The sequence below is a fragment of the Pseudomonas chlororaphis subsp. aurantiaca genome (genome assembly GCF_013466605.1).
Classification (GTDB): Bacteria; Pseudomonadota; Gammaproteobacteria; order Pseudomonadales; family Pseudomonadaceae; genus Aquipseudomonas; species Aquipseudomonas chlororaphis_I.
Map to the genome: position 1 here is coordinate 4,042,520 of NZ_CP059162.1, position 20,415 is coordinate 4,062,934.

Sequence of the window (20,415 nt, forward strand, 5' to 3'; positions counted from 1 at the left end):
GCAGGCGTTGCGTAGGGGGTAGCGCGGCAGGGATGCCGCGCTAGCCGCCCAAGGCCATGGATGGCCTGTGGCGGCGGGCCCCCGGAGCAATGCCGGAGTGAGGGCACCCCGAGCCTTAGCGAGGGGCCGAATGGAGGGGCGAGACCTTTTGGTTACTTTTGGGGCGTTTGCCAAAAGTGACCCGCCGTAAGGGCAGAACCCTAAGCAGCCGTTACCGCAGCAACGGATATGTACACCAATCATTGCACCGGCACCGCTTTGATTCTCGCTCTCGGCGCTGGCGACGACACCGGCACAGCCCCCGGCACCCCCTGCTCCGCCGTCGGCAATTGCGGCGCCTGCATGTCCGGCATGGCCCAGCTGCGATCCGGCTGCAGGCCGCCCTGGGCGCGGCGCATGAAGTCGTAGCGGTTGAGGGTGATGCTGCGCCCCGCGGCACTGTCGCGAATGATGTAGGGCCGCAGGAACACCATCAGGTTGGTCTTGTTGGTCGAGCGGCTTTCGTTGCGAAACAGCGCGCCGATCCCGGGAAGGGTCGACAGCCACGGCACCGCGTTGTTGCTCTGGCTGTAGCCGTCCTGCAGCAGGCCGCCGAGGACCATGATCTGGCCGTCGTCGAGCAGGATGCTGGTGTCGATCGCACGTTTGTTGGTCACGGTACCAGCCTGCACCGAGGCGCGCTGGTCGACGCTGCTGACTTCCTGATAGATGTCGAGCTTGACCGTGCCACCTTCGGAAATCTGTGGCCGCACATTCAGCTTCAGGCCGACTTCTTCGCGCTGCACGGTCTGGAACGGGTTGTTGCTGGTGCCGCCCCCGCCGGTGACGTAGCTGCCGGTGACGAAGGGAATGGTCTGGCCGACGAAGATGCTCGCCGCTTCGTTGTCCAGGGTCAGCAGGTTCGGGGTCGACAGCACGTTGTTCCCGCCCTTGCTCTTCAGGGCCCGGGCCAGCACCTTGAGGTCGAGGATCTTGCCGATCCCGGGGATGTCCACGGTGCCGTTGACCAGGCCGACGTTGAGGCCCTGGGGCAGCACGTCGAGGCTGGTCTTGCCGTTGAGGTTGAGGCCGCTGCCGCCCAGGTTGGCGCCGCCGATGATGCCGCTGCCACCGAGATTGCCGGTCTGCCACTGCACGCCGAATTCGGCGGCGTCGTCTTCGTTGACTTCGACGATCAGGCTTTCGATCACCACCTGGGCGCGGCGCTGGTCGAGCATGTCGATGACTTCCCGCAGGTTGCGGTACAAAGGTTCCGGCGCAGAAATCAGCAAGGTGTTGGTGGTGGCGTCGGCCTGGATGGTCACGCCGCCGGCACTGAAGGCAGTGTTCTGGTCGGACGCCTGGGTGCCGCCCTGGCTGCTGCTGGAACCGCCGCCCTGGGCATAACCGCTGCCGGAACTGCCGCCGCTGAGGCTGGAGCTGCCACTGGTGGAGCTGGTGCTGCCGCTCTGGCCGCTGCTGGAACTGCCGCCCTGGCTCATGCCGCCCATGCTGCCGAGCATGGCCCGCGCGTTATCGCTGGTGCCGCTGTCGCTCTCGCCGGTGAGCAGGCCGCGCAGGGCCTGGGCCAGCTTGCCGGCCTGGGCGTTGCGCAGGTACACCACGTGCAGGTTGCTCGGGTTGCTCTGGGCATTGTCCAGCTTATAGATCAGGTTGCGCGCCAGCTCGGTGCGCTCGGGGCTGCCGGTGCGGATGATGATCGAGTTGGAGCGCGGGTCGCCGACCACGCTGACTTTCTGGGTCGGGTCGGCGCCCTGGGTTTCCAGCAGTTCGGAGACCATGCCGGCGATGTCCACCGCAATGCCGTTCTGCACCGGCACCACGTCGGTGTCCAGGGCACTGGGAATGTCTATGCCTTCGATGATCTGCGCCACCCGGGTGAGGTTCTCGGCGTAGTCGGTGATGACGATGCTGTTGTTGCCCGGGTAGGCGTTGATCGGGTTGTTCGGCGACACGATCGGGCGCAGCACCGGGATCAGGTTCACCGCGTTTTCGTACTGCAGGCGGAAGGTGCGGGTCAGCATGCCGTTGGCCGACGGCTTGCCGGCGTTGTAGATCGGCCCGCCGAGCAGCTTGGCGTCGGCTTCCGGCACCACCTGGGCCACGCCGCCGACGTCCACCACGCTGAAGCCCTGCATGCGCAGGGCCGCCAGCAGCATGTCGTAGGCCTGGTGGGCCGGCACTTCGCCTTCGCTGACCAGGGTCAGGTTGCCCTTGACCCGCGGGTCCACCAGGAACTGCTGGCCGGTGGAACGCGCCAAGGCCCGGACCACGGCCTGGATATCGACGTCGACGAAATTCAGGCGCACCGGCTGGTCGCCCAGGGGATTGCGTACCACCGTGCCGCTGGCGGCGGGAGCACCGGGAGCACGTCCCGCACGGCTGATCGGATGCTGGTATTTGGGACGCTGGGTCTGTTGTGCCTGGGCCCTCTCCCGCTCGGCCACCACGTCGCCGCCACTGCGATTGGTCTCGCCCAGGGGCCGCCCCAGTTCGCTGTCCACCAGCAACGGTGGCTGTGGCTCCTTGTTGTTACTGCACGCCGCCAGCGCCAGGGCCAGCGGTCCCAGCAGGAGCAAGGGCAGCGCCTTGCGCGATTGGCGGGCGTAAAAAGAACCTGACCACTTCATGAAGCTTCCTTAGCGCCAAGCGCCTGATCCATGCGAACGGTTCCGGACAGTTTGCCTGCCGTGCCATCGATGTCGGCCGGCCCCGCGCGTTGCAGGCGGGCCTCCACCACTTCCAGGGAAAACTGCCGGGGATTGCCCAGCAGCCAACCGACCACGGCATCCGCCGGGGCCTCTTGAAAACTCAAGTGCCAGGCCTGGGATTCGCCCTCGCCCGCCAGCTGCAACTGGTACAGCCCCTGCAAACCGGCGGCATCCAGGGTCTGGCGCAAGGACTGCTCCAGGCTCTGCCCCGGCTCGCCGCCACGGGGCCCGCCGGCCTGGTGCAACACCAGCTCCAGGGCTTCGGACTGGGAGCGCAGCTTGGGGATCTCGGCCTGCCAGTAATCGATCTTTTTCAACGCCGGCTCGATCAGCACCAGCCATACCAGCAAGCCACCCAGCACCGCCGCCGCGCCGGCCAGCAAGCGTTTCTCGCGCAGGGCCAGGCCGTTCCAGTACAGCTGTGCCTGGGCGGCCTGACGCTGCCAGCGCTGCCGGTAACGGCTAAGGCTCAGCTTATTCATCCTCGTCTTCCTCGCTGTCGTCGGCTTCCATCGGCACTGCGCCGGTCGCCATGCCTGTGGCCGCACGCAGGGTCCAGCCCTGGTCGCTGGGGCTGGCTTCAAGCCCGGCCTGGGTCAGCAGGCCCTGCCAGCCGCTGTCGGGCGCGGGGACGCGGGTGTCGTTGAGCAGGCTCAGCTGCAATTCACCGTTCTGGTAATTCAGTTGCTCGACTCCGCCAATCACGAAAGGCATGGCGTTGCTGGCCTGCTGCACCAGGCTGTTGAAGCTTTGCGGGGCGTCGCCGCCGGCACCGCTCTGGCGCGCAGCCAGTTGCTGACGCGCCTGTTGCAGGGGGTTGAGGATCACCGGCAATTCCGGGAACACCTGCTGCACCCGTTGGCTCATCTGCGCCTTGAGCTGCTGGCCCTGGGCCGCCTGGCGCGCGGCGTAAAGGTTCAGGCCGAGGGTCCAGACCACCAGCGCCGCCGCGCACAGTGCCGCGGCACGGCCCCAGCCCTGTTGGCGAGCGCTGTTGTTCTGCACGCCGCCGTGCAGGCCCCAGGCGGGTGCTTGGCCGGTCCAGCGACAGCTGTCCGGCAGTTGCTCCAGCGCCCCTTGCGGGGCCGCCTCACCTATCCATTGCAGCCCGGCACCATTGGCCAGCAGGGCCTGCAAGGCGTCCTCCGGCAGCGGCTGCACACTGCCCTGCTGCGGGCTATGACGCAGCAGCAGGTGCTGGTCCTGCAGGCAGGCAGTCAACTGGCTCGCCACCGGCACCGGCAAGGCATAGGGCGCCGGGTACAGGCCGCGCAGTTTCAGGCCAGCCTGCTCCAGCACCTGGCCGAGCCGCGCCAGCGTTTCGCGTGGCAACCAGCTGATGTGCACCTGGCCGTCGCTGTCGCGCGGGCTGTGGGCCACGTACATGCTGTCGCTGTGGCCGAGAATCAGCGCCTGGGCCGCACAGGCCACCGCCGCGCTGACCTTGGCCGGCGCCAGGACCGGCAGCTCGATGCTCGCCAGCAGGCTGTCCTCGGGGTGCAGGAAACACTCCACGGCCGGCGCCTTGGGCACCTGCCCCAACTGCATCAGACTGGCTTCGCCGGCTTCCTTGACCTGGCCTTCTTTAGCCTGGAGCCGGGCGAAGCTCACCCGGCTCTCGGCCGTCAGTGTGTGCAAGGGCGGCAGGCTGACCCGCAAGCGGCTCATACGCCCACCCGTGACCAGATCACCCGCGGCATGTTGTCTTCGCTGCGGTGCAGCAAGGCCAGCAGCTTGACCCGCCGCCGCTCGCCGCGGGCCTGGCCTTGCAGGCGGAACCACTCGCTGGTGATGCCGACCCGCACCGCGTCCGCCGGTACGTGCGGCATGCGCAGGCGGTTGATGAAGTCACCCTGGTTGATGAACCACTGGCCGCTGTCGCGCTCGGCGATCAGCGCCTTGGCCCGTGGCAGCGCCAGCCCCGGCACGGTCGCGGCGAGCACTTCGGCGCTGGCGGTATTGCCGTTGACCCAGGTATTGGCCGGCAGGATGGTGACAAAGGGTTCCAGGCGCGCCAGCAGCTTTTCATCGACGCCGTTCACCCCCAGCAGGTCGTCGAGGCTGCGCAGCATCGGCTGCTTGGCCGGCAGCGGTTTGCGCGCGGCCTCGGGCGAAATGTCGCGACCGCTGTGGAAACCGCTATTGACCGGCGGCGCCGTGCCTTCCGGGCTCAACAGTCGTGGGTAGGACGCAATCACCCGCTGGCTGATGCGCTGGCCCAGGGTCGCGTTGACCCCCAGCAGTTCGCACAGGCGCTGGAAATTCTCTATCTGCAACGGGTCGAGGCGGTCGTTGGCCAGCAGGTTGCGCAGGTTGAACTTGCTCTGCTCGTCCTCCAGCCGGCCCTCGAACGGCCCGGCGCCCGGGCCCAGGGCCGCGAGTTGGATCGGCCGTGCCCAGTTCTGGTCGAGGCGGGTCAGCACGTCGCGCTGGCGGTCTTCCCACAGGCGCTGGCGGCTGACTTCCATGCCGCCCTGCAGCTGCCAGCTGCCCTGGACCCGCAGTTGCTCGCTTTCCAGCCCGCGGGTGAACAGGGTCTGGCGGGTCAGCATGCCGCCGGCGATCACCGCCACCACGGCGGCGATCAACAAGGCGCTGATAATGGCCATGCCACGCTGTTTCGCCGCTGTCGGCGAACGGGCTGTCATGGCGGCGCTTACAACTGCCAGGAGCCGATATCGGCATTCACGCCGTCACCGTCTGGCTGGCCGTCGGCCCCCAGGGAGAACACATCCACTTCGCCGTTGGCCCCCGGGTTCAGGTAATGGTAAGGACGGCCCCAGGGGTCGTTGGGCAGGCGTTCCAGGTAGGAGCGCCAGTTGCTGTTCTTGGCATCCGCCGGGCGTTCCACCAGCACTTTCAGGCCCTGGTTCATGCTCGGGTAGGTGCCGTGGTCGAGGCGATAGAGCTTGAGGGCCTGCATCAGCCCACCGATGTCCTGCTTGGCCGCGGTGGCCCGGGCCTGGTCCGGACGGTCGAGCACCTTGGGCACCACCATCGCGGCCAGGATCCCGAGAATGACCACCACCACCATGATCTCGATCAGGGTGAAACCGCCCTGGCCGCGCGGGCGGCGGGGCTGAAGATGAGGCTGGGGGTGTGACGTGAAGCGCACGACATCCATCTCGACGTTCCTTGGCTTGATTTCGATTCGTCGCGCAGTGTTGCAAGAAAATATGTCAGTGATATTGACGTTGCTCGGGAGTGACCGTAGCCAATCGGTCAAATTTGCCGGTTAGGCTGCAAGCCTTCATTCGCGCCACGAGACGTCCATGCCGCGGCCACGCCAGCCACTACCCGAACGACCCGCCAGACGGCCAGCCACCCAACAACGGGGCTTCACCCTGATCGAGGTGCTGGTGGCGCTGGCAATCATTGCCGTGGCCATGTCGGCGGCGATCCGCGTGGCCGGGTTGATGACCCAGAGCAATGGTTTGCTGCGGGATAGATCCATCGCCCTGCTGGCGGCCCAGTCGCGCCTGGCGGAAGTGCGCCTGGAAGGCCGCCTGCCGCCCGGGACCAAGAACATCGAGTGCGACCAGGGCCGGCTCAAGCTGCGCTGCGAGCAGAACATCGCCCCCAGCCCCGATCCGCGGCTGTCCAGGGTCAGCGTGCGGGTCCTCGACCGCAGCCGCGAGGCCCCGCCCCTGGCGCGCCTGGACACCCTGGTCGCGCGGGTGCCGAAAAATCCCAATCGTTAAGGCCAAGGGACTCTGTAGGAGCGAAGCTTGCTCGCGATGCCCCTCAACGACACTCGCCTATTGCTGGATAAACGCAGCGCGCTTCAGCCCATCACGGGCAATCGTGCCTCAATCGGCCGCGCCTGGCCGTCGTCTCATTGTCGGGTCAATACCGGCAGCGCCGGGCTCTCCGGCAACTTGCCGACATCCAGCCGCGAGCGCTCGCCGCCGCGCTCGATCACCACCCCGTCGCCCTCGATGGCCACCAGTTGCACGCCCTGGGCCAGGCGCTCGCCCACCAGGAAGCTGCGCGGCGGCGCGTCGTTGAGGCTGAGAATCGCCACCGCGCCGCGGGGGCTGGCCATCAGCCCGGTGACCTTGATGTCCAGCGCCAGCGGCTGGTTGGAAAACCACTGCTGCGCCGGGCTCTGGGCCTGGGCGGCCAGGGCTTGCGGCGGCGCCTGCGGGGTGTGGGACTCGGCGGGGGTCAGCAGCAGCGACGACCAGGTCGCCACCCCGGCCACGATCGCCAGCAGGGCCACGGACTGCACCAACTGCGGCGGGGAAAATCGATGGACGAATGCCATGGCAAGGACCTCCTGTTTGTCCGTCTTCGCAGCCTAGCGCGCAATGGTCACGTTTTTATTTCACATTCACCCGGCAGGATGAAAACCGACGCACAGGAGGCGCGCCCCATGACCCCATCCCGACAACAGGGCTTCACCCTGATCGAGCTGATGGTGGTGCTGGTGATCATCGGGATCGCCAGCGCCGCCATCAGCCTGAGCATCCGCCCCGACCCGCTGCAGGGCCTGCGCAAGGATGCCGAGCGCCTGGCGCAGCTGCTCCAGGTGGCCCAGGCCGAGGCGCGGGTGGATGGCCGGCCCATCAGCTGGCGCGCGGACGCCAAGGGCTTCGCCTTCAGCCGGCCCAGCGACGACGGCCGCGGCCTCGATCAGTTCAAGGACGACCCGCAGCTACGCCCGCGGCCCTGGGAAAGTTCGTCGATCAAAGTGCGCATCGAGCCCGGCCCGCGGCTGGTGCTCAACGCCGAATGGATCGACGCGCCGCTGCAGGTACATCTGTCCGACGGCCAGCACAGCCTGACGGTGCAGCGCACCGCCACCGGCGTGGTACGGGTGGTGGCACAGCCATGAGGGCACGGACCAACCAGCGGCAAGGCGGCTTTACCCTGATCGAGGTGATGGTGGCGATCCTGCTGATGGCAGTGGTCAGCGTCATCGCCTGGCGCGGGCTGGACAGCGTCAGCCGGGCCGACAGCCACTTGCAGGCCAGCAGCGAGCAGACCGAGGAACTGCTGCGCACCCTGCACCAGCTGGAACGGGACGTGGCGCTGCGGGCCAGCGTGGAATTGATGGAGCCGGTGCCGGCGGGAAGCGATGCCGAAGCCAGCGATGTGCCGCCGACCCTGACCGTGCGCAGCGCCGACGGCGGCACCTTCCGCCTGGATGTGATCCGCACCGCGGCGACGCCCGGCGAGGGCCTGCAACGGGTGCGCTGGTGGCTCAAGGGCGACACCCTGTACCGCGCGGCGGCGCCGGCCCGCGATCGCTATCCGCTGCCCGCGCCGAAAAACGGCGTGGCGGTGCTGGAGCACGTCAGCGACTTGCAGCTGCGGGTCTGGGATCGGGACAAGGGCTGGCGCCAGCTCAGCGGCAACCGCAAGGAGAATCCGCCGGGCCTGGAAATCCGCCTGGTGCGGCAAACGCCCCAGGGTGAAGAGCGTTATCGCCAGGTGCTGGGGCCGTTGGAGTGATTGCCGCGCCGGGCTGGAAGCCGCACCTGTAGCCGCTGCCGAGCGCAGCGGCTACACAGCGGCAACGCACGTTAACGCAACAGTTACGCGGGATTGGGTCGACAGTGATTCTGTAAGAGCGAGGCTTGCCCGCGATCCAGGCAACGCGGTTGGCCTGAACGGACGCTATCGCGAGCCAGCTTCGCGCCTACCGGTTTTGCGCTTCAACTCAACAACACCACACCGCCCGGCAACTCGGTGCATTTGGCGCCGTAGGCGTCGCGGATCAGCAGGGCCACGCCGGCCAGCTGGTTGAGGTTGAAACGCGCCTGCACCTTGCGCTTGCCCAGCTCGGCGTTGAGCAGCACTAGCATGCCCGGGCGGTAGCGGTTGATCTCGTCGATCACGGTGTTGAGGGTGGCGTTGTCGAACACCAGCACCTGCTCGCGCCAGGCGATCACCGCCGTCGGGTCCACCGCCGTCGGCTCGCCGACCTGGCGGCTGTCGTAGGTCAACTGGCGACCGCTGTCCAGGCGGATCAGCCGGCCCGCGACCTCGACCTGCAGCGCGCCATCGATGCAGGTCACGCAGACGCTGTGGTTGGTATTGCGCACATTGAAGCGCGCCTGGGAAGCGCTCATCCAGCCGTTGCCGGCCTGGACCCGCACCGGCAACGCGCGCTGGCTCGAGACCTCGACCTCGCCTTCGAGCAGTTCGATGCCCTGCCCGCCTTGCGCCAGCTCGCGCCGGCTGATGCGGGTCTGGGTGTTGAGCTCCAGGCTCAGGCCGTCCTCCAGCTCGACCCGGCGTTGTTCGCCGACCTCGGTGCGGTAGTCGGCGCTCAGCCCGGCAAAACCTCCGGGCACCGAGACCCGCACCGCCACCAGCGCCACCGAGGCCGCCAGCGCCCCGCCGAGAAAGGCCCGGCGCCCGAAGCGCCGCGGCGGGGTCTGCTGCTGGCATTGTTCGGCGGCCGGTTTCAGGCTGTGCCACAGCAACTTGGCCTGCTCGAAGGCCTCGGCATGCTGCGGGCTCTGTTCGCACCACTGCTGCAAGGCCCGGGCATCGGCCGCGGTGGCCCGCCCCGAGGTCAGCAGGAGCAGCCAGTCCTGGGCCTCGTTGCGCAGCCGGTGGTCCGGTGTCGCCCGAGAAGTGGAGATGCTAAAGATGTTCAAGCGTGCGGGTACTCACGGATTAATCGGGGCCTTTAGTGACTAGGACGGTTTTCCGGCGCCGGGACCGAACCGCTGAATCACTTTTCTTTCAAGGCGCGAGGCGCAGTGGCCCAGGGCCGCCTTGATTTCCTTCTCGACCATCCGTGTCGAAATGCCGAAGCGCTGGGAGATTTCCAGGTGCGGCGCCTCCTCCAGGCGCGCGGCGATAAATATCTTGCGCCGGCGCGCCGGCAGTTCGTAGAGCGCCTTGAGCAGCGACTGGATTTCCTTCTGCCCGCCCACCACCCGCGACGGGTCCAGGGCTTCGTCGCTGATCTGCAGCAGTTCCTCGACCTCGCTGCCGGTGAGCAGCCGGGCGTCGGCCTGGCGGCGGTCGGCGGCGATGTTCAGGGCCATGCGATAGAGGTAGGCATTGGGCTGGGCCAGGTTCGGCGGCTCTTCCATACGGTCGACCCGCAGGTAGGTTTCGTGCAGCACATCGTTGGCCAGGTCTTCCGAGCCCAGGCGCCGGCGCAGACGCAGCTTGAAGTCGTCGTAGGAGGTCAGGAACAGCCTGACCATCGCACTGTGCCCGGTATTCTTCATGCCCCGGAGGCTCCTTGGCGTTGTCTGCAATCCATGCGTTTTCCTGCGCTGTCGGGTATCAGAAGCAAGGTCACTGGCTGGCGCAGCGAACTCGGCGCGGGCCGTTCGACCCAGGTCTCGCTCAGGCTCTGCACCAGCGCCTCGTCGCGCCGCAGATCGCCGGTGGTGGTGACCAGGCGGCTGTGCTCGATATGCCCGCCACGGTCGATCCACAGTTGCAGCACCGCCCGATAGCGACCCGGCCGGGTCAGTTCCGAACGGCACAGGCCGGCCTCCACCGCGTGTTGCAGGGCACTGGCGAAACTGTCGCTGGCCCCGGCGTTGCCGCCCGCGCCCTTGGGGGCAGGCGCATCGCTGAGCTGGGCGACTTGCAAGGTAAAGGCATCGGAACGGGCGTAACGGGCCATCAAACCACTTCCTGTCAGCAGGCGACTCAGGGCATCCCGGGCGCTGTAGCGCCCCTGGACCCGTACCGAGCGGCGCCCTCGGGTCAGCTCGCGATCCACCAGCACCGCCATCCCGGTCGAGCGGCTGAACAGTTCAAGCGCTTCGGCCAGGTCTTGCGCGGCGATGTCCAGGTCCAGCAGCCGGTGCGGATCCACCATTGGCGGTGCAGATGGTGCCGCCCACAACCCGCCCGAGGCAGCCAGCGCCAACAGCAGCGCAAGCCCCCAGCGCGCGAACCCCGCGTGAAAGAAAGACCGATACCCGACCTTTGCTCGGCGTCGCTGCACGGCTGACCTGTCCCTGAAAACCGTCATCCTGAGGCCAGTTTATGAATCTGGTGTTACGGCACCCGCAAAAAAACCATCACTTTTTCGCCACCCGCCTTGCTCTACACTCAAGGACCGCAACGGCCCCTCCCGGGCCCGCCAGGAGGCCCCCGATGAAACAGCTTTGCACCCTTGTCGCCAGCCTGATGCTCGGCGCCCTGCCGCTGGCCGGCCATGCCGCCACGCCTGGCGAAACGCCCACTGCTGCTTCTGGCGAAAAGCTCGGCGCGGGTTGTGTCGACGTCAGCGTGGGAGGCTACAAGGCCCCGGACTACGGCTGCCTGAGCAAGCAGATGGGCAACAACCCCGACGGCGCCAAGGCCGAACAGAAGAATCAGGAAGCCATGCAGGTGCCGATCCACAAGCGCCCGCCAAACCAGATGGGCCTGTCGACCCCGGCCGCCACCAGCACGCGGATGGGCAATACCTTCGGCACTTCGGTGAAGCCGCAGCGGCCTTAGGTTCTTGCGTTGGCCGTTCGGGCCCTGTCGCGGGCAATCGAGCGTCGACCGGTCGCTCCGAGAGAAGCAGCAGGTCTTCTTCTGTAGGAGCGAGGCTTGCCCGCGATAGACGGCAAAGCCGTCTACGCCGCCCACTGCCAGGCCACGCCATCCAGCTCCGCCCGGGCCCGTTGCAGGGCTTCCTCGCGGGCTTCGGGGTTGGCGAATTGCAGCGGCTGGGCATCGACGAACACTGGGTTCTGCACACCGATAAAGGCAAAGGCGGCCTTCAGCGCCGGGGTCAACGCGTCCATCCAGGCCATGGGATTGCCCGGGCGCAGGTCGGCGCCACGGCTGGTGAGGAACAGCACCTTCTGCCGGGTCAGCTGGCCGACGATGCCGTCCGGGGTATTGAGGTAGGTCAGCTCGGTGCGGGTGATGCTGTCGATAAAAGCCTTGAAGGTCGAAGGCATCGACCAGTTGTACATCGGCATGGCGAACAGGCAGGCATCGGCGTCCATCACCCGCTGGCACAAGGCATCCGAGGCCGCCAGGGTCTGGCGCATCTGCGGCGTGCGGGCATCGGCAGCGGTGTAGGTGGCGATGGCGAAGGCCTCGCTGACGTGGGGCGGCGTATCCACCGCCAGGTCCAGGTAGTCGATCTCCAGGTCGACGCCCTGGCCTTGTAGCCGTTCGATGAAGTAGCGGCCCAGGGCACGGGAGTTGGAGCGTTCGCCTTTGGAGCTGGCATCGACGTGCAGCAGTTTCATTGAGCATTACCTTGCTTGGGTTGAAAGATATCTGGGCTAAATGCTGGGCTGTTGGCGGAACGCCACGGCGAGGCGGTTCCAGCAGTTGATGGCGGCTACCGCGACAGTCAGGTCGACCAGCTCGCGCTCGCTGAACTCGCCGTGCACCGCCTGGAACAATTCATCCGGCACCGCAGGGTCGGACAACAGGGTCACCGACTCGCTCCAGGCCAGGGCCGAGCGTTCCCGCGGGCTGAACAACCCCGAGTCGCGCCACACGCTCAGGGCGTACAGGCGCCGCTCGCTCTCGCCGTTCTGGCGCGCCTGCACCGCGTGCATGTCGGTGCAGAACGCGCAGTGATTGAGTTGCGAGACGCGGATCTTGATCAGCTCCAGCAACGGCTTCTCGATGGACAGGCCGAAGGTTTCTGCCTCGAGCATCAGCAGGCCCTTGAGGGCTTCCGGCGAGGCGCTGTAGTAGTCCAGGCGGGGTTCCATCGGGGTCACCCTGAGCGTTCGTTTGTGTTCTTCCTAGCCTAAGGGCCGTGCCGGGCTGTCCCTATAGCCAATCCGCGGGTTTATCGGCAGTCCACCGGGACCTGTGCCGGACTTGATACCGCCGAAGCCCTGCGGGCTTATCGCAGTACGCGCCCGGATCTCAGGCCGATCCCCCTATCGGCCCGCTACACCAAACCCGGCCGGGCGGGTAATCTGGCGGGCACTGATCGTTTTGGAATGTCATCGATGGAACTGCATGTCGTCATCAACGGGCGCAAGGACCTGGCCGACCAGCTGTATCGGCAACTGCGCGCCGCCATCGAATCCGGGCGACTGGCGGCGGGTGCCCAGTTGCCGCCGAGCCGCCTGCTGGCCGAGCAACTGGGGATCTCGCGCAAGACGGTGTCGGACACCTACAGCCTGCTGACCTATGAGAACTTCCTGATCGGCAGGATCGGCCGCGGCACCTTCGTCAATGCCCGGCCGGTGAAGGCCGAAGCCAAGCAGAGCGCCGCCGACCTGGCCTGCGCGCAGAGCCTGGAAAAATGGCGCGAGCTGCCCACGCCCCTGCGCCATCCGACCCTGGAAGGCACCTCGCGCTACGAGTTCATCGGCGGCGCCACCAGCCGCAATCAGTTCCCCCAGGAAGAATGGCGGCGCTGCACCCAGGACGCCCTGCGGCGGATCGCCCAGAGCGGCGGTTTCTACAGCCAGCCGGAAGGCCTGCCGGCGCTGCGCCATGCGATTGCCGGGCATGTGTCGTTCTCTCGCGGCGTGGCCTGCAGCGACGCCGACATCGTGGTCTGCAACGGCGCGCAACAGGCCCTGGACCTGATTGCCCGGGTGGTGCTGGAACCCGGCAGCCTGGTGGCCATGGAAGACCCCGGCTACACCCCGGCGCGCCTGCTGTTCAGCGCCCAGGGCGCGACGGTGATCGGCGTGCCGGTGGATGATGAAGGCATCCAGGTCGAGCGGATTCCCGACGGCGTGCGGCTGATCTACGTCACCCCGTCCCATCAGTTCCCCCTGGGCATGCCCATGAGCCAGGCCCGTCGCGAGGCCCTGCTGGAGCGGGCGCGGGAGCTGGGGGCGATCGTCATCGAGGACGATTACGACAGCGAGTTCCGCTACGAGGGGCGACCCACCGACGCCCTGCAGAGCCTGGATAAACGTGGTGCTGTGGCCTATGTCGGGACCTTCTCCAAGACCATGCTGCCGCAGCTGCGCCTGGGCTACGCGGTGCTGCCGCCGGCGATTCTCGGCGCGGCGATCAAGGCCAAGCGCCTCACCGACTGCCACACCTCGACCCTGCCGCAATGGGCGCTGGCCAAGTTCATCGCCGAGGGTTACCTGCTCAAGCACATCCGCCGCTGCCACACGGTGTACGCCGGGCGCCGCGAGCGCATCCTGCAACGCCTGAACGGCGACCTCTCGCCCTGGCTGCAGGCGGTGCCGTCCACCGCCGGCTTCCACATGGCGGCGCTGTGCAAGGTGCCGGTGAACATCCCGCTGTTGCTGGAGCTGGCGAAGAAGGTCGAGGTCGGGCTCTACCCGCTGCACGGCTTCTATTATCAGGAGCCGGCCAGGGACGGGCTGTTCATCGGCTTTGGCGCCATCGAGACCCTGGACATCGACCCGGCCCTGGACAAGGTGCGTGACATCCTGCAACAGATTGCCTGATTGGCCCCGGGCTTTTCCCGGGGATTGGTTATTTTCCTTGCAATCTCCTGGCGCTATTCTGAGCCTCCAGCAAACGCCGTGACTGCAACTGCGATCTTGAGATCCTGCACCTGCTACGTCGGAGTGCCGCCCAAGCCGATCGCAGCCTGCGGCAGCGGCTACAGGTCGTGGAGGGTTCGAGATGTCCAGTCCAGCCATCAATATCGTGCAGATCCGAGCCGCCCAAGGCCGTTCGGATGAATTTGACCAGCATTTGACAACACTCCTCGCCGCCCTGCGCGAGGCCCCGGGGTGCCTGGAGTACACCGCTCGCCGCAGCGTCGAAGATCCCCGGCATTGGACCGTGCGCGGCCAGTGGCGCTCGACGGCCGAGATGCAGGCGCATTTCCATCTGCCGGCAGCCCAGGGCTTCATCGACCTGCTGGCCAGCCGCCTGGCCTGCGCCCTCGACTTCGAACACTGAGGCATTGGTCTGCGCTTCTTTGCCGGGATTGGTTATAGGCCGGTCGCGCCAGCGGGCTTACCTTGAGCCGGCCCCTTCCGCACCGGAGAAACCGACCATGAAGACCCTTGCTGCCCTGACCTGCGCCCTCGCCGGCCTGACCCTGCTCACCTCCCTGGGCGCCGCCGCCCATGACCCGGGGTACGGCCAGGAGAAACTCAAGATCCTCCAGGAACATGCCCTGAGCAACCTGCCGGGCAAGACCGCGCTGATGCTCACCGTCGACTACGCGCCGGGCCAGGCCACGGTGCCGCACATGCACAAGGGCGCGGCCCTGGCCTATGTGCTCGAAGGCGAGATCACCTCAAGGGTCAACGACGAGCCGGCCATCACCTACAAGGCGGGCGAATCCTGGTACGAACCGGCCGGCTCGCAGCACCCGGTGTCGGCCAACGCCAGCGCCAGCAAACCGGCCAGGCTGCTGGTGTTCGTGCTCAAGGACGCCAAGGATGAGGTGCTGACGCCGTTGAAGCAGTAAGCGCCTGGCCGCGGATCGCGAGCAAGCTTCGCTCCTACAGAAGCCGCGTTTTTTTGTAGCCGCTGCCGCAGGACCTTGAGCCCCTCGCGAGCGTTCCGCTCGATCGCAGCCTGCGGCAGCGGCTACAACATTTCGTGAGGCCATGAAAAAAGCCCCGTATCTCGCGATACGGGGCTTTTCATTTACCGCTCGATCAGGCCGCCGCTACAAGGCCCGATTGACCGCTCATGGCCAGGTCCAGCAGTTCGCGGTTGGCCACCGCGTACATCGCGTAGTCGGTGCCGCTGGCGGCACGGATTTCCACCAGCATCGCGCGCCAGCGCTCGACCATGCTCTGGTTCTGCTCCAGCCACAGGGCCACGCGGGCTTCCATGTCTTCCGGCGCGTCGGCCATTTGCAGGACCGAGATGGTGATCGCCCGTTGCTGCCAGTCCACGTCGTCGCGGAAGGCTTCGCGTGCCTGGGCCTGCCAGTTGTTGGCTACCGGCAGATCGCTGATCTGCTGCAGGTACCACGGCAGGTCCAGGGCGCTGCCCACGGCGAAGTAGGCCTTGGCCACATCGGCGGCGTCGTGCCCGGTGACATCCGCGGCCTCGATGATCGGCAACAGGGTGTACAGGTGGGTGGTACCTGCCACCATGCGCGCCAACAGCTCGGGCACGCCGGCTTCGACGTAGGCGGTGTAGCGGGTCTGCCAGCCTTCGCGGGTCGGGCCTTCCAGCAGTTCGTCGAGCTTGAGGCCCAGCGCCGCCAGGTGCGGACCGAAGTGCGCGACGTCCCGCGCGGCATCCTGCTCGTTGCGACGGCTGCGCAGGAACCAGCGGGTGGCGCGACGGCCAAGGCGCATCAGCTCGTCCATCAGCTCCAACTGCACCTGGGCCGAGACCTGGTGGTCCAGGGCTTCGATCTGGCGGAACCAGTGCGGGAGATGGAAGATGTCACGCACGATCACATAGGCGCCCGCCACATTGGCCGGGCTCATGCCAGTGGACTCCTTCAGGCGTTGCACGAAGGTGATGCCCATGTGGTTGACCAGGTCGTTGGCGATCTGGGTGCTGACGATTTCGCGCTTGAGGCGGTGACGGCGCATGGCTTCGGCGAACTTGCTGACCAGGGTCGGCGGGAACGCGGTTTCCATGTCGCGGGTCAGGTAGTCGTCGTCCGGTACCAGGGAGTTGAGCAGCTGTTCCTTGAGGTCGATCTTGCTGTAGGAGATCAGCACCGACAGTTCCGGACGGGTCAGCCCGTGGCCAGCGGCGACGCGCTCGTTGAGCTGCTCTTCCGACGGCAGGAACTCGATGGCGCGGTCCAGCTTGCCACGGCCTTCCAGGTCGCTCATCAGGCGCTTGTACTCGGCGATCCGCGCGAAGGCGCGACGGGCCGCCAGGGACAGGGCCTGGGTCTGCTTGTAGTTGTTGCCCAGCACCAGGCCACCGACTTCGTCGGTCATGCTCGCCAGCAACTGGTTGCGTTGCTTGTCGGTCATGTCGCCGGCCTGCACCACTTCGTTGAGCAGGATCTTGATGTTCACTTCGTGGTCGGAGCAGTCCACGCCACCGGCGTTGTCGATGAAGTCGGTGTTGGAACCGCCGCCATTAAGGCCGAACTCCACACGACCCAGCTGGGTCATGCCGAGGTTGCCGCCCTCGCCCACCACCTTGCAGCGCAACTCGTTGCCGTTGACCCGCAGCGCATCGTTGGCCTTGTCGCCGACATCGGCGTGGCTTTCAGTGCTGGCCTTGACGTAGGTACCGATACCGCCGTTCCACAACAGGTCCACCGGCGCCTTGAGCAAGGCGTTGAGCAGCTCGGTCGGGGTCAGCTTGTCGGCCTGGATGTCGAAGCGTTCTTTCATCTGTGGCGAGATGGCGATGCTCTTCGCGCTGCGCGAGAAAATGCCGCCGCCTTCGGACATGATGCTGGTGTCGTAGTCGCTCCAGGCCGAACGCGGCAGGTCGAACAGGCGCTGGCGTTCGGCAAAGCTGGTGGCCGGATCCGGATTCGGGTCGATGAAGATATGCAGGTGGTTGAAGGCCGCGACCAGTTGCAGCTTATCGGACATCAGCAAGCCGTTGCCGAACACGTCGCCGGCCATGTCGCCAATGCCCACCACGGTGATGCTGTCTTGCTGGACGTTGATGCCGCGCTCGCGGAAGTGGCGCTGCACGCCGACCCACGCGCCCTTGGCGGTGATGCCCATCTTCTTGTGGTCGTAGCCGGCGGAACCGCCGGAAGCGAACGCGTCGCCCAGCCAGAAGCCGTAGTCGATGGCGATGCCGTTGGCGATGTCGGAGAAGGTCGCGGTGCCCTTGTCCGCCGCGACCACCAGGTACGGGTCATCGTCGTCGTGACGCACCACGTTGGCCGGCGGCACCAGGGCGCCGTCCTTCAGGTTGTCGGTGATGTCCAGCAGGCCGGAGATGAAGATGCGGTAGCAGGCGATGCCCTCGGCCGCGATCTCGTCCCGGCTGCCGCCCAGTGGCAGGCGGCGCGGCAGGAAACCGCCCTTGGCGCCTACCGGCACGATCACCGAGTTCTTCACTTGCTGGGCTTTTACCAGGCCGAGGACTTCGGTGCGGAAGTCTTCCTCGCGGTCGGACCAGCGCAGGCCACCGCGAGCGACGTTGCCGAAACGCAGGTGCACGCCTTCGACGCGCGGCGAGTAGACGAAGATCTCGAACTTCGGCACTGGCTTGGGCAGCTCGGGAATCAGGTGCGGGTTGAACTTGAAGCTGAAGTACGACTTGTTATGGCCGTTGGCGTCGGTCTGGTAGAAGTTGGTCCGCAGGGTGGCCTTGATCAGGTCCAGGTAGCGACGCAGGATGCGGTCTTCGTTGAGCACCTGGACATCGTCCAGAGCGGTGAGGATCGCGTGCTCCAGGCGTTGCTGCTTGTCTTCCAGGTCATCGCCGGTGAGCTTGCGCGCCAGGTAGAAGCGGGTCTTGAACAACCGGGTCAGCTCGCGGGCGATATCGGTGTGGTTGTTCAGGGTGCTGGCGATGTAGCCCAGGTCGAAGCCCAGGCGGATCTGCTTCAGGTAACGGGCGTAGGCACGCAGCAGCGCGACGTCGCGCCATGGCAGACCGGCGGTCAGCACCAGGCGGTTGAACGCATCGTTCTCGGCATCGCCACGCACGATATGGACGAAGGCGTCCTGCAGGGTGTCGTTGAGCTGCTGGATATCCAGGTTCAGGCCTTCGGCCGCGGTGAAGGCGAAGTCGTGGATCCAGAACTCACGGCCGCTGGCGTGACGCAGGCGATACGGGAACTCGCCGAGCACGCGCAGGCCGAGGTTTTCCAGGATCGGCAGCACGTCGGACAGCGCCAGCGGGGTATCGGCGTGGTACAGCTTGCAGTGCAGCAGCGGCTGGCTGATGGACTGGGTCAGCGGCTGGTAGAAGCTCATCACCAGCGGGTTGGCCTCGGACAGGCTCAACAGGTGTTGCATGTCGACCACCGCCGAATGCGCGGCGAAGCGCTCGCGGTAGCCGGCCGGGAAGCCTTTCGGGAAGTCGGCCAGGACGTTGGTGCCGTGGGCTTCGCCGAAGCTTTCGACAGTCAGTGCGGCGTAGTCGTCCTGCCAGCTGCGGCAGGCCTGTACCACTTCTTTTTCCAGCAGCAGCGGGTCGATGTCGATGCGGTTCTTCGGGTCGACCCGCAGGATCAGTTGCACACGCGCCAGCACGGACTCGGAGAAGAAGGTCCAGAACTCGCAGTCGGTGGCCTTCAGGCGATCCATCAGCACCTGCTGGATCTTCTGCCGCACTTCGGTGGAATAGATGTCGCGCGGCACATAGGCCAGGCAGTAGCAGAAACGACCGTACGGGTCCTTGCGCAGGAATACGCGGATCTTGTTGCGTTCCTGGATCTGCACGATCGACATCACGGTGCTGAACAGCTCGTCGACCGGGGTCTGGAACAGGTCGTCGCGGGGCAGCACTTCGAGGACCTGGGCCAGCTCCTTGCCCAGGTGCGCCTTGGCCTGGAAGCCGGAGCGCTGCTCGATGATTTCCACCTTGCGGCGGATATAAGGAATCACCCGCACGCTTTCGCCGTACACCGACGAGGTGTACAGGCCCATGAAGCGGCATTCCTTGATCACGTTGCCGTCGGCATCGATCTGGCGGATCGACACGTAGTCCGGGTAGGCCGGACGGTGCACGCGGCTTGGGTGAGCGGCCTTGGCGAACGACAGCGGCGTCGGTTCGCGCAGGTAGTTCACGGCGTAGTCTTCGATGCGCAGGTCGTCGACGGTGAGGCCGGCGCGCAGCAGCTTGGTCAGGCCGAGGAAGGAGTCCTGGTCGTACTCGATATGGCCGCCGTGCTGGTCCTCGCGCACCACGAACTCTTCGTAGCCGAGGAAGGTGAAGTGGTTGCCCACCAGCCATTCCAGGAAGCTCTTGATCTCGCCCTTTTCATCGGCGTCGATCTCGAACTGGCTGTTGCCGATGCCATCGATCAGTTCCTGGACCTTGGCTTTCATCGGCTCGAAATCGGCGACGGCGACGCGCACTTCGCCGAGCACCTGCTCCAGCTCCTTGCTCAGCACATTGAGCTCGGCGGTGTTGGCGCAGCGGTCGATCTCCAGATACATCAGCGATTCTTGCAGGATGCCTTCGCCCTGGGTGCCCTTGGGCAGGATTTCCAGCAGCTCGTTCTTGCTGCCGCGACGCACGCTCAGCACGGTGGTCTGCAGGGTGTGGATGCTGTAGCCGCGACGGTTCAGCTCGGTGCGGACCGAGTCCACCAGGAACGGCAGGTCATGGTGCAGCACTTCGACCGCGGTGTGGGTCGACTGCCAGCCATGACGTTCGTAATCGGGGTTGTAGACGCGCACCTGCGGTTGCGCGTGGTCGAAGCGCTCAAGCAGGCGCCAGGCAGAAAGGGTGCAGCCCGCCAGGTCGGACAGCCGACGCTGGGTGAGTTCGTCCAGAGAAATGATGCCGAAGAATTGTTCAGCGAACAGCGCCACTTGTGGCAGTGCCTGTTCACTGATGTGCTGCGCCAGTGCCGCTTGCAGTTGGTGCTGGAAGTCGGCCTTGCTGGCTGCGGTGAAGAACGCCATCTGTGGTACTCCGCTTGGGCTTGTTATTGATGAAAGCGTCGCATGCAATCCCCCTTGGGGGTGTCGGTCATCCTGCTCCTGGATCTCGGGCAGAGGTCGCAGGATGACAGGGTGGTGAAGCTGTACGAGACGCTCAGGTCACATTCACCGTTCCCGGAGGGGCATCTGCAAAAACGACTGCCCAGGTACCGTCGGGCAATGCCTTTACAGGTGCTCATCCGTTGCGCAGCTTAACGAGTGCGGCAAGCCCGCTGCTTGCGGTGCTGCGACATATTCGGTCATTGGCAGGCAACAGGTGGGCCAAACCCTGTCCTGAGCGAAAA

Annotated in this window: 19 protein-coding genes; 7 read left to right on the forward strand and 12 right to left on the reverse strand. The window is 66.2% G+C overall.

The window, feature by feature from the left end; genetic code table 11:
* Nucleotides 1–239: 239 nt before the first annotated feature.
* From gspD to gspG, 5 genes are read right to left on the reverse strand one after another with little or no spacing between them, the layout of a single operon-like run.
* Complete coding sequence (gene gspD, locus H0I86_RS18235; RefSeq protein WP_180921571.1) at nucleotides 240–2,630, reverse strand: type II secretion system secretin GspD; 2,391 nt, start codon at nucleotides 2,628–2,630, stop codon at nucleotides 240–242.
* Complete coding sequence (locus H0I86_RS18240) at nucleotides 2,627–3,193, reverse strand: type II secretion system protein M (protein ID WP_180921572.1); 567 nt, start codon at nucleotides 3,191–3,193, stop codon at nucleotides 2,627–2,629. Before H0I86_RS18240 ends, gspD begins: the two co-directional genes overlap by 4 nt.
* Nucleotides 3,186–4,379, reverse strand: a complete 1,194-nt coding sequence (gene gspL, locus H0I86_RS18245) for a type II secretion system protein GspL (protein ID WP_180921573.1) — start codon at nucleotides 4,377–4,379, stop codon at nucleotides 3,186–3,188. Before gspL ends, H0I86_RS18240 begins: the two co-directional genes overlap by 8 nt.
* Nucleotides 4,376–5,359 carry a type II secretion system minor pseudopilin GspK gene (gene gspK / locus H0I86_RS18250; RefSeq protein ID WP_180921574.1) on the reverse strand — a complete coding sequence of 328 codons (984 nt, stop codon included), beginning with the start codon at nucleotides 5,357–5,359 and terminating at the stop codon, nucleotides 4,376–4,378. Before gspK ends, gspL begins: the two co-directional genes overlap by 4 nt.
* Nucleotides 5,360–5,367: 8 nt before the next feature.
* Nucleotides 5,368–5,835, reverse strand: coding sequence for a type II secretion system major pseudopilin GspG (gene gspG, locus H0I86_RS18255; protein ID WP_180921575.1), 468 nt, complete (start codon nucleotides 5,833–5,835; stop codon nucleotides 5,368–5,370).
* A gap of 148 nt (nucleotides 5,836–5,983) precedes the next feature.
* Between gspG and gspI the strand changes: the two genes are divergently transcribed.
* Nucleotides 5,984–6,412, forward strand: a complete 429-nt coding sequence (gene gspI, locus H0I86_RS18260; RefSeq protein ID WP_180921576.1) for a type II secretion system minor pseudopilin GspI — start codon at nucleotides 5,984–5,986, stop codon at nucleotides 6,410–6,412.
* Nucleotides 6,413–6,546: 134 nt separating this feature from the next.
* On the opposite strand, the gene H0I86_RS18265 is transcribed toward gspI, so the two are convergent.
* Nucleotides 6,547–6,978 carry a type II secretion system protein N gene (locus tag H0I86_RS18265; protein ID WP_180921577.1) on the reverse strand — a complete coding sequence of 144 codons (432 nt, stop codon included), beginning with the start codon at nucleotides 6,976–6,978 and terminating at the stop codon, nucleotides 6,547–6,549.
* Nucleotides 6,979–7,086: 108 nt separating this feature from the next.
* Here H0I86_RS18265 and gspH point away from each other — a divergent pair, with 108 nt between their 5' ends.
* Together gspH and H0I86_RS18275 are read left to right on the forward strand one after the other, a co-directional pair.
* Nucleotides 7,087–7,548 carry a type II secretion system minor pseudopilin GspH gene (gene gspH / locus H0I86_RS18270; RefSeq protein ID WP_180921578.1) on the forward strand — a complete coding sequence of 154 codons (462 nt, stop codon included), beginning with the start codon at nucleotides 7,087–7,089 and terminating at the stop codon, nucleotides 7,546–7,548.
* On the forward strand, nucleotides 7,545–8,168 hold the full coding sequence (locus H0I86_RS18275) for a type II secretion system protein GspJ (protein WP_180921579.1): 624 nt from the start codon (nucleotides 7,545–7,547) through the stop codon (nucleotides 8,166–8,168). The genes gspH and H0I86_RS18275 overlap by 4 nt, the downstream gene beginning before the upstream one ends.
* A 203-nt stretch (nucleotides 8,169–8,371) precedes the next feature.
* Here H0I86_RS18275 and H0I86_RS18280 read toward each other — a convergent pair whose 3' ends face one another.
* From H0I86_RS18280 to H0I86_RS18290, 3 genes are read right to left on the reverse strand one after another with little or no spacing between them, the layout of a single operon-like run.
* Nucleotides 8,372–9,322, reverse strand: a complete 951-nt coding sequence (locus tag H0I86_RS18280; protein ID WP_180921580.1) for a FecR family protein — start codon at nucleotides 9,320–9,322, stop codon at nucleotides 8,372–8,374.
* Between the two features lie 39 nt (nucleotides 9,323–9,361).
* A complete protein-coding gene (locus H0I86_RS18285) occupies nucleotides 9,362–9,907 on the reverse strand; it encodes an RNA polymerase sigma factor (protein WP_180921581.1) in 546 nt (181 codons plus the stop codon).
* Nucleotides 9,904–10,512: an STN domain-containing protein gene (locus H0I86_RS18290; protein WP_180921582.1), complete on the reverse strand. Its 609-nt coding sequence runs from the start codon at nucleotides 10,510–10,512 to the stop codon at nucleotides 9,904–9,906. The genes H0I86_RS18285 and H0I86_RS18290 overlap by 4 nt, the downstream gene beginning before the upstream one ends.
* Nucleotides 10,513–10,793: 281 nt before the next feature.
* Between H0I86_RS18290 and H0I86_RS18295 the strand changes: the two genes are divergently transcribed.
* Nucleotides 10,794–11,141 carry a hypothetical protein gene (locus H0I86_RS18295; protein ID WP_180921583.1) on the forward strand — a complete coding sequence of 116 codons (348 nt, stop codon included), beginning with the start codon at nucleotides 10,794–10,796 and terminating at the stop codon, nucleotides 11,139–11,141.
* Between the two features lie 122 nt (nucleotides 11,142–11,263).
* Here the strand turns inward: H0I86_RS18295 and H0I86_RS18300 are convergent, their stop codons facing one another.
* A complete protein-coding gene (locus tag H0I86_RS18300) occupies nucleotides 11,264–11,890 on the reverse strand; it encodes an FMN-dependent NADH-azoreductase (RefSeq protein ID WP_180921584.1) in 627 nt (208 codons plus the stop codon).
* 36 nt (nucleotides 11,891–11,926) lie between these two features.
* On the reverse strand, nucleotides 11,927–12,367 hold the full coding sequence (locus H0I86_RS18305) for a carboxymuconolactone decarboxylase family protein (protein WP_180921585.1): 441 nt from the start codon (nucleotides 12,365–12,367) through the stop codon (nucleotides 11,927–11,929).
* A 246-nt stretch (nucleotides 12,368–12,613) separates the two neighbouring features.
* On the opposite strand from H0I86_RS18305, the gene pdxR reads away from it, so the two are divergent.
* From pdxR to H0I86_RS18320, 3 genes are all read left to right on the forward strand, one after another.
* Nucleotides 12,614–14,047, forward strand: a complete 1,434-nt coding sequence (pdxR, locus tag H0I86_RS18310) for a MocR-like pyridoxine biosynthesis transcription factor PdxR (RefSeq protein ID WP_180921586.1) — start codon at nucleotides 12,614–12,616, stop codon at nucleotides 14,045–14,047.
* A gap of 181 nt (nucleotides 14,048–14,228) precedes the next feature.
* Complete coding sequence (locus H0I86_RS18315) at nucleotides 14,229–14,510, forward strand: putative quinol monooxygenase (protein WP_180921587.1); 282 nt, start codon at nucleotides 14,229–14,231, stop codon at nucleotides 14,508–14,510.
* Nucleotides 14,511–14,607: 97 nt separating this feature from the next.
* Nucleotides 14,608–15,027 carry a cupin domain-containing protein gene (locus H0I86_RS18320; RefSeq protein ID WP_180921588.1) on the forward strand — a complete coding sequence of 140 codons (420 nt, stop codon included), beginning with the start codon at nucleotides 14,608–14,610 and terminating at the stop codon, nucleotides 15,025–15,027.
* A 193-nt stretch (nucleotides 15,028–15,220) separates the two neighbouring features.
* Here H0I86_RS18320 and H0I86_RS18325 read toward each other — a convergent pair whose 3' ends face one another.
* On the reverse strand, nucleotides 15,221–20,092 hold the full coding sequence (locus H0I86_RS18325) for an NAD-glutamate dehydrogenase (RefSeq protein WP_180921589.1): 4,872 nt from the start codon (nucleotides 20,090–20,092) through the stop codon (nucleotides 15,221–15,223).
* Nucleotides 20,093–20,415 lie beyond the last annotated feature (323 nt).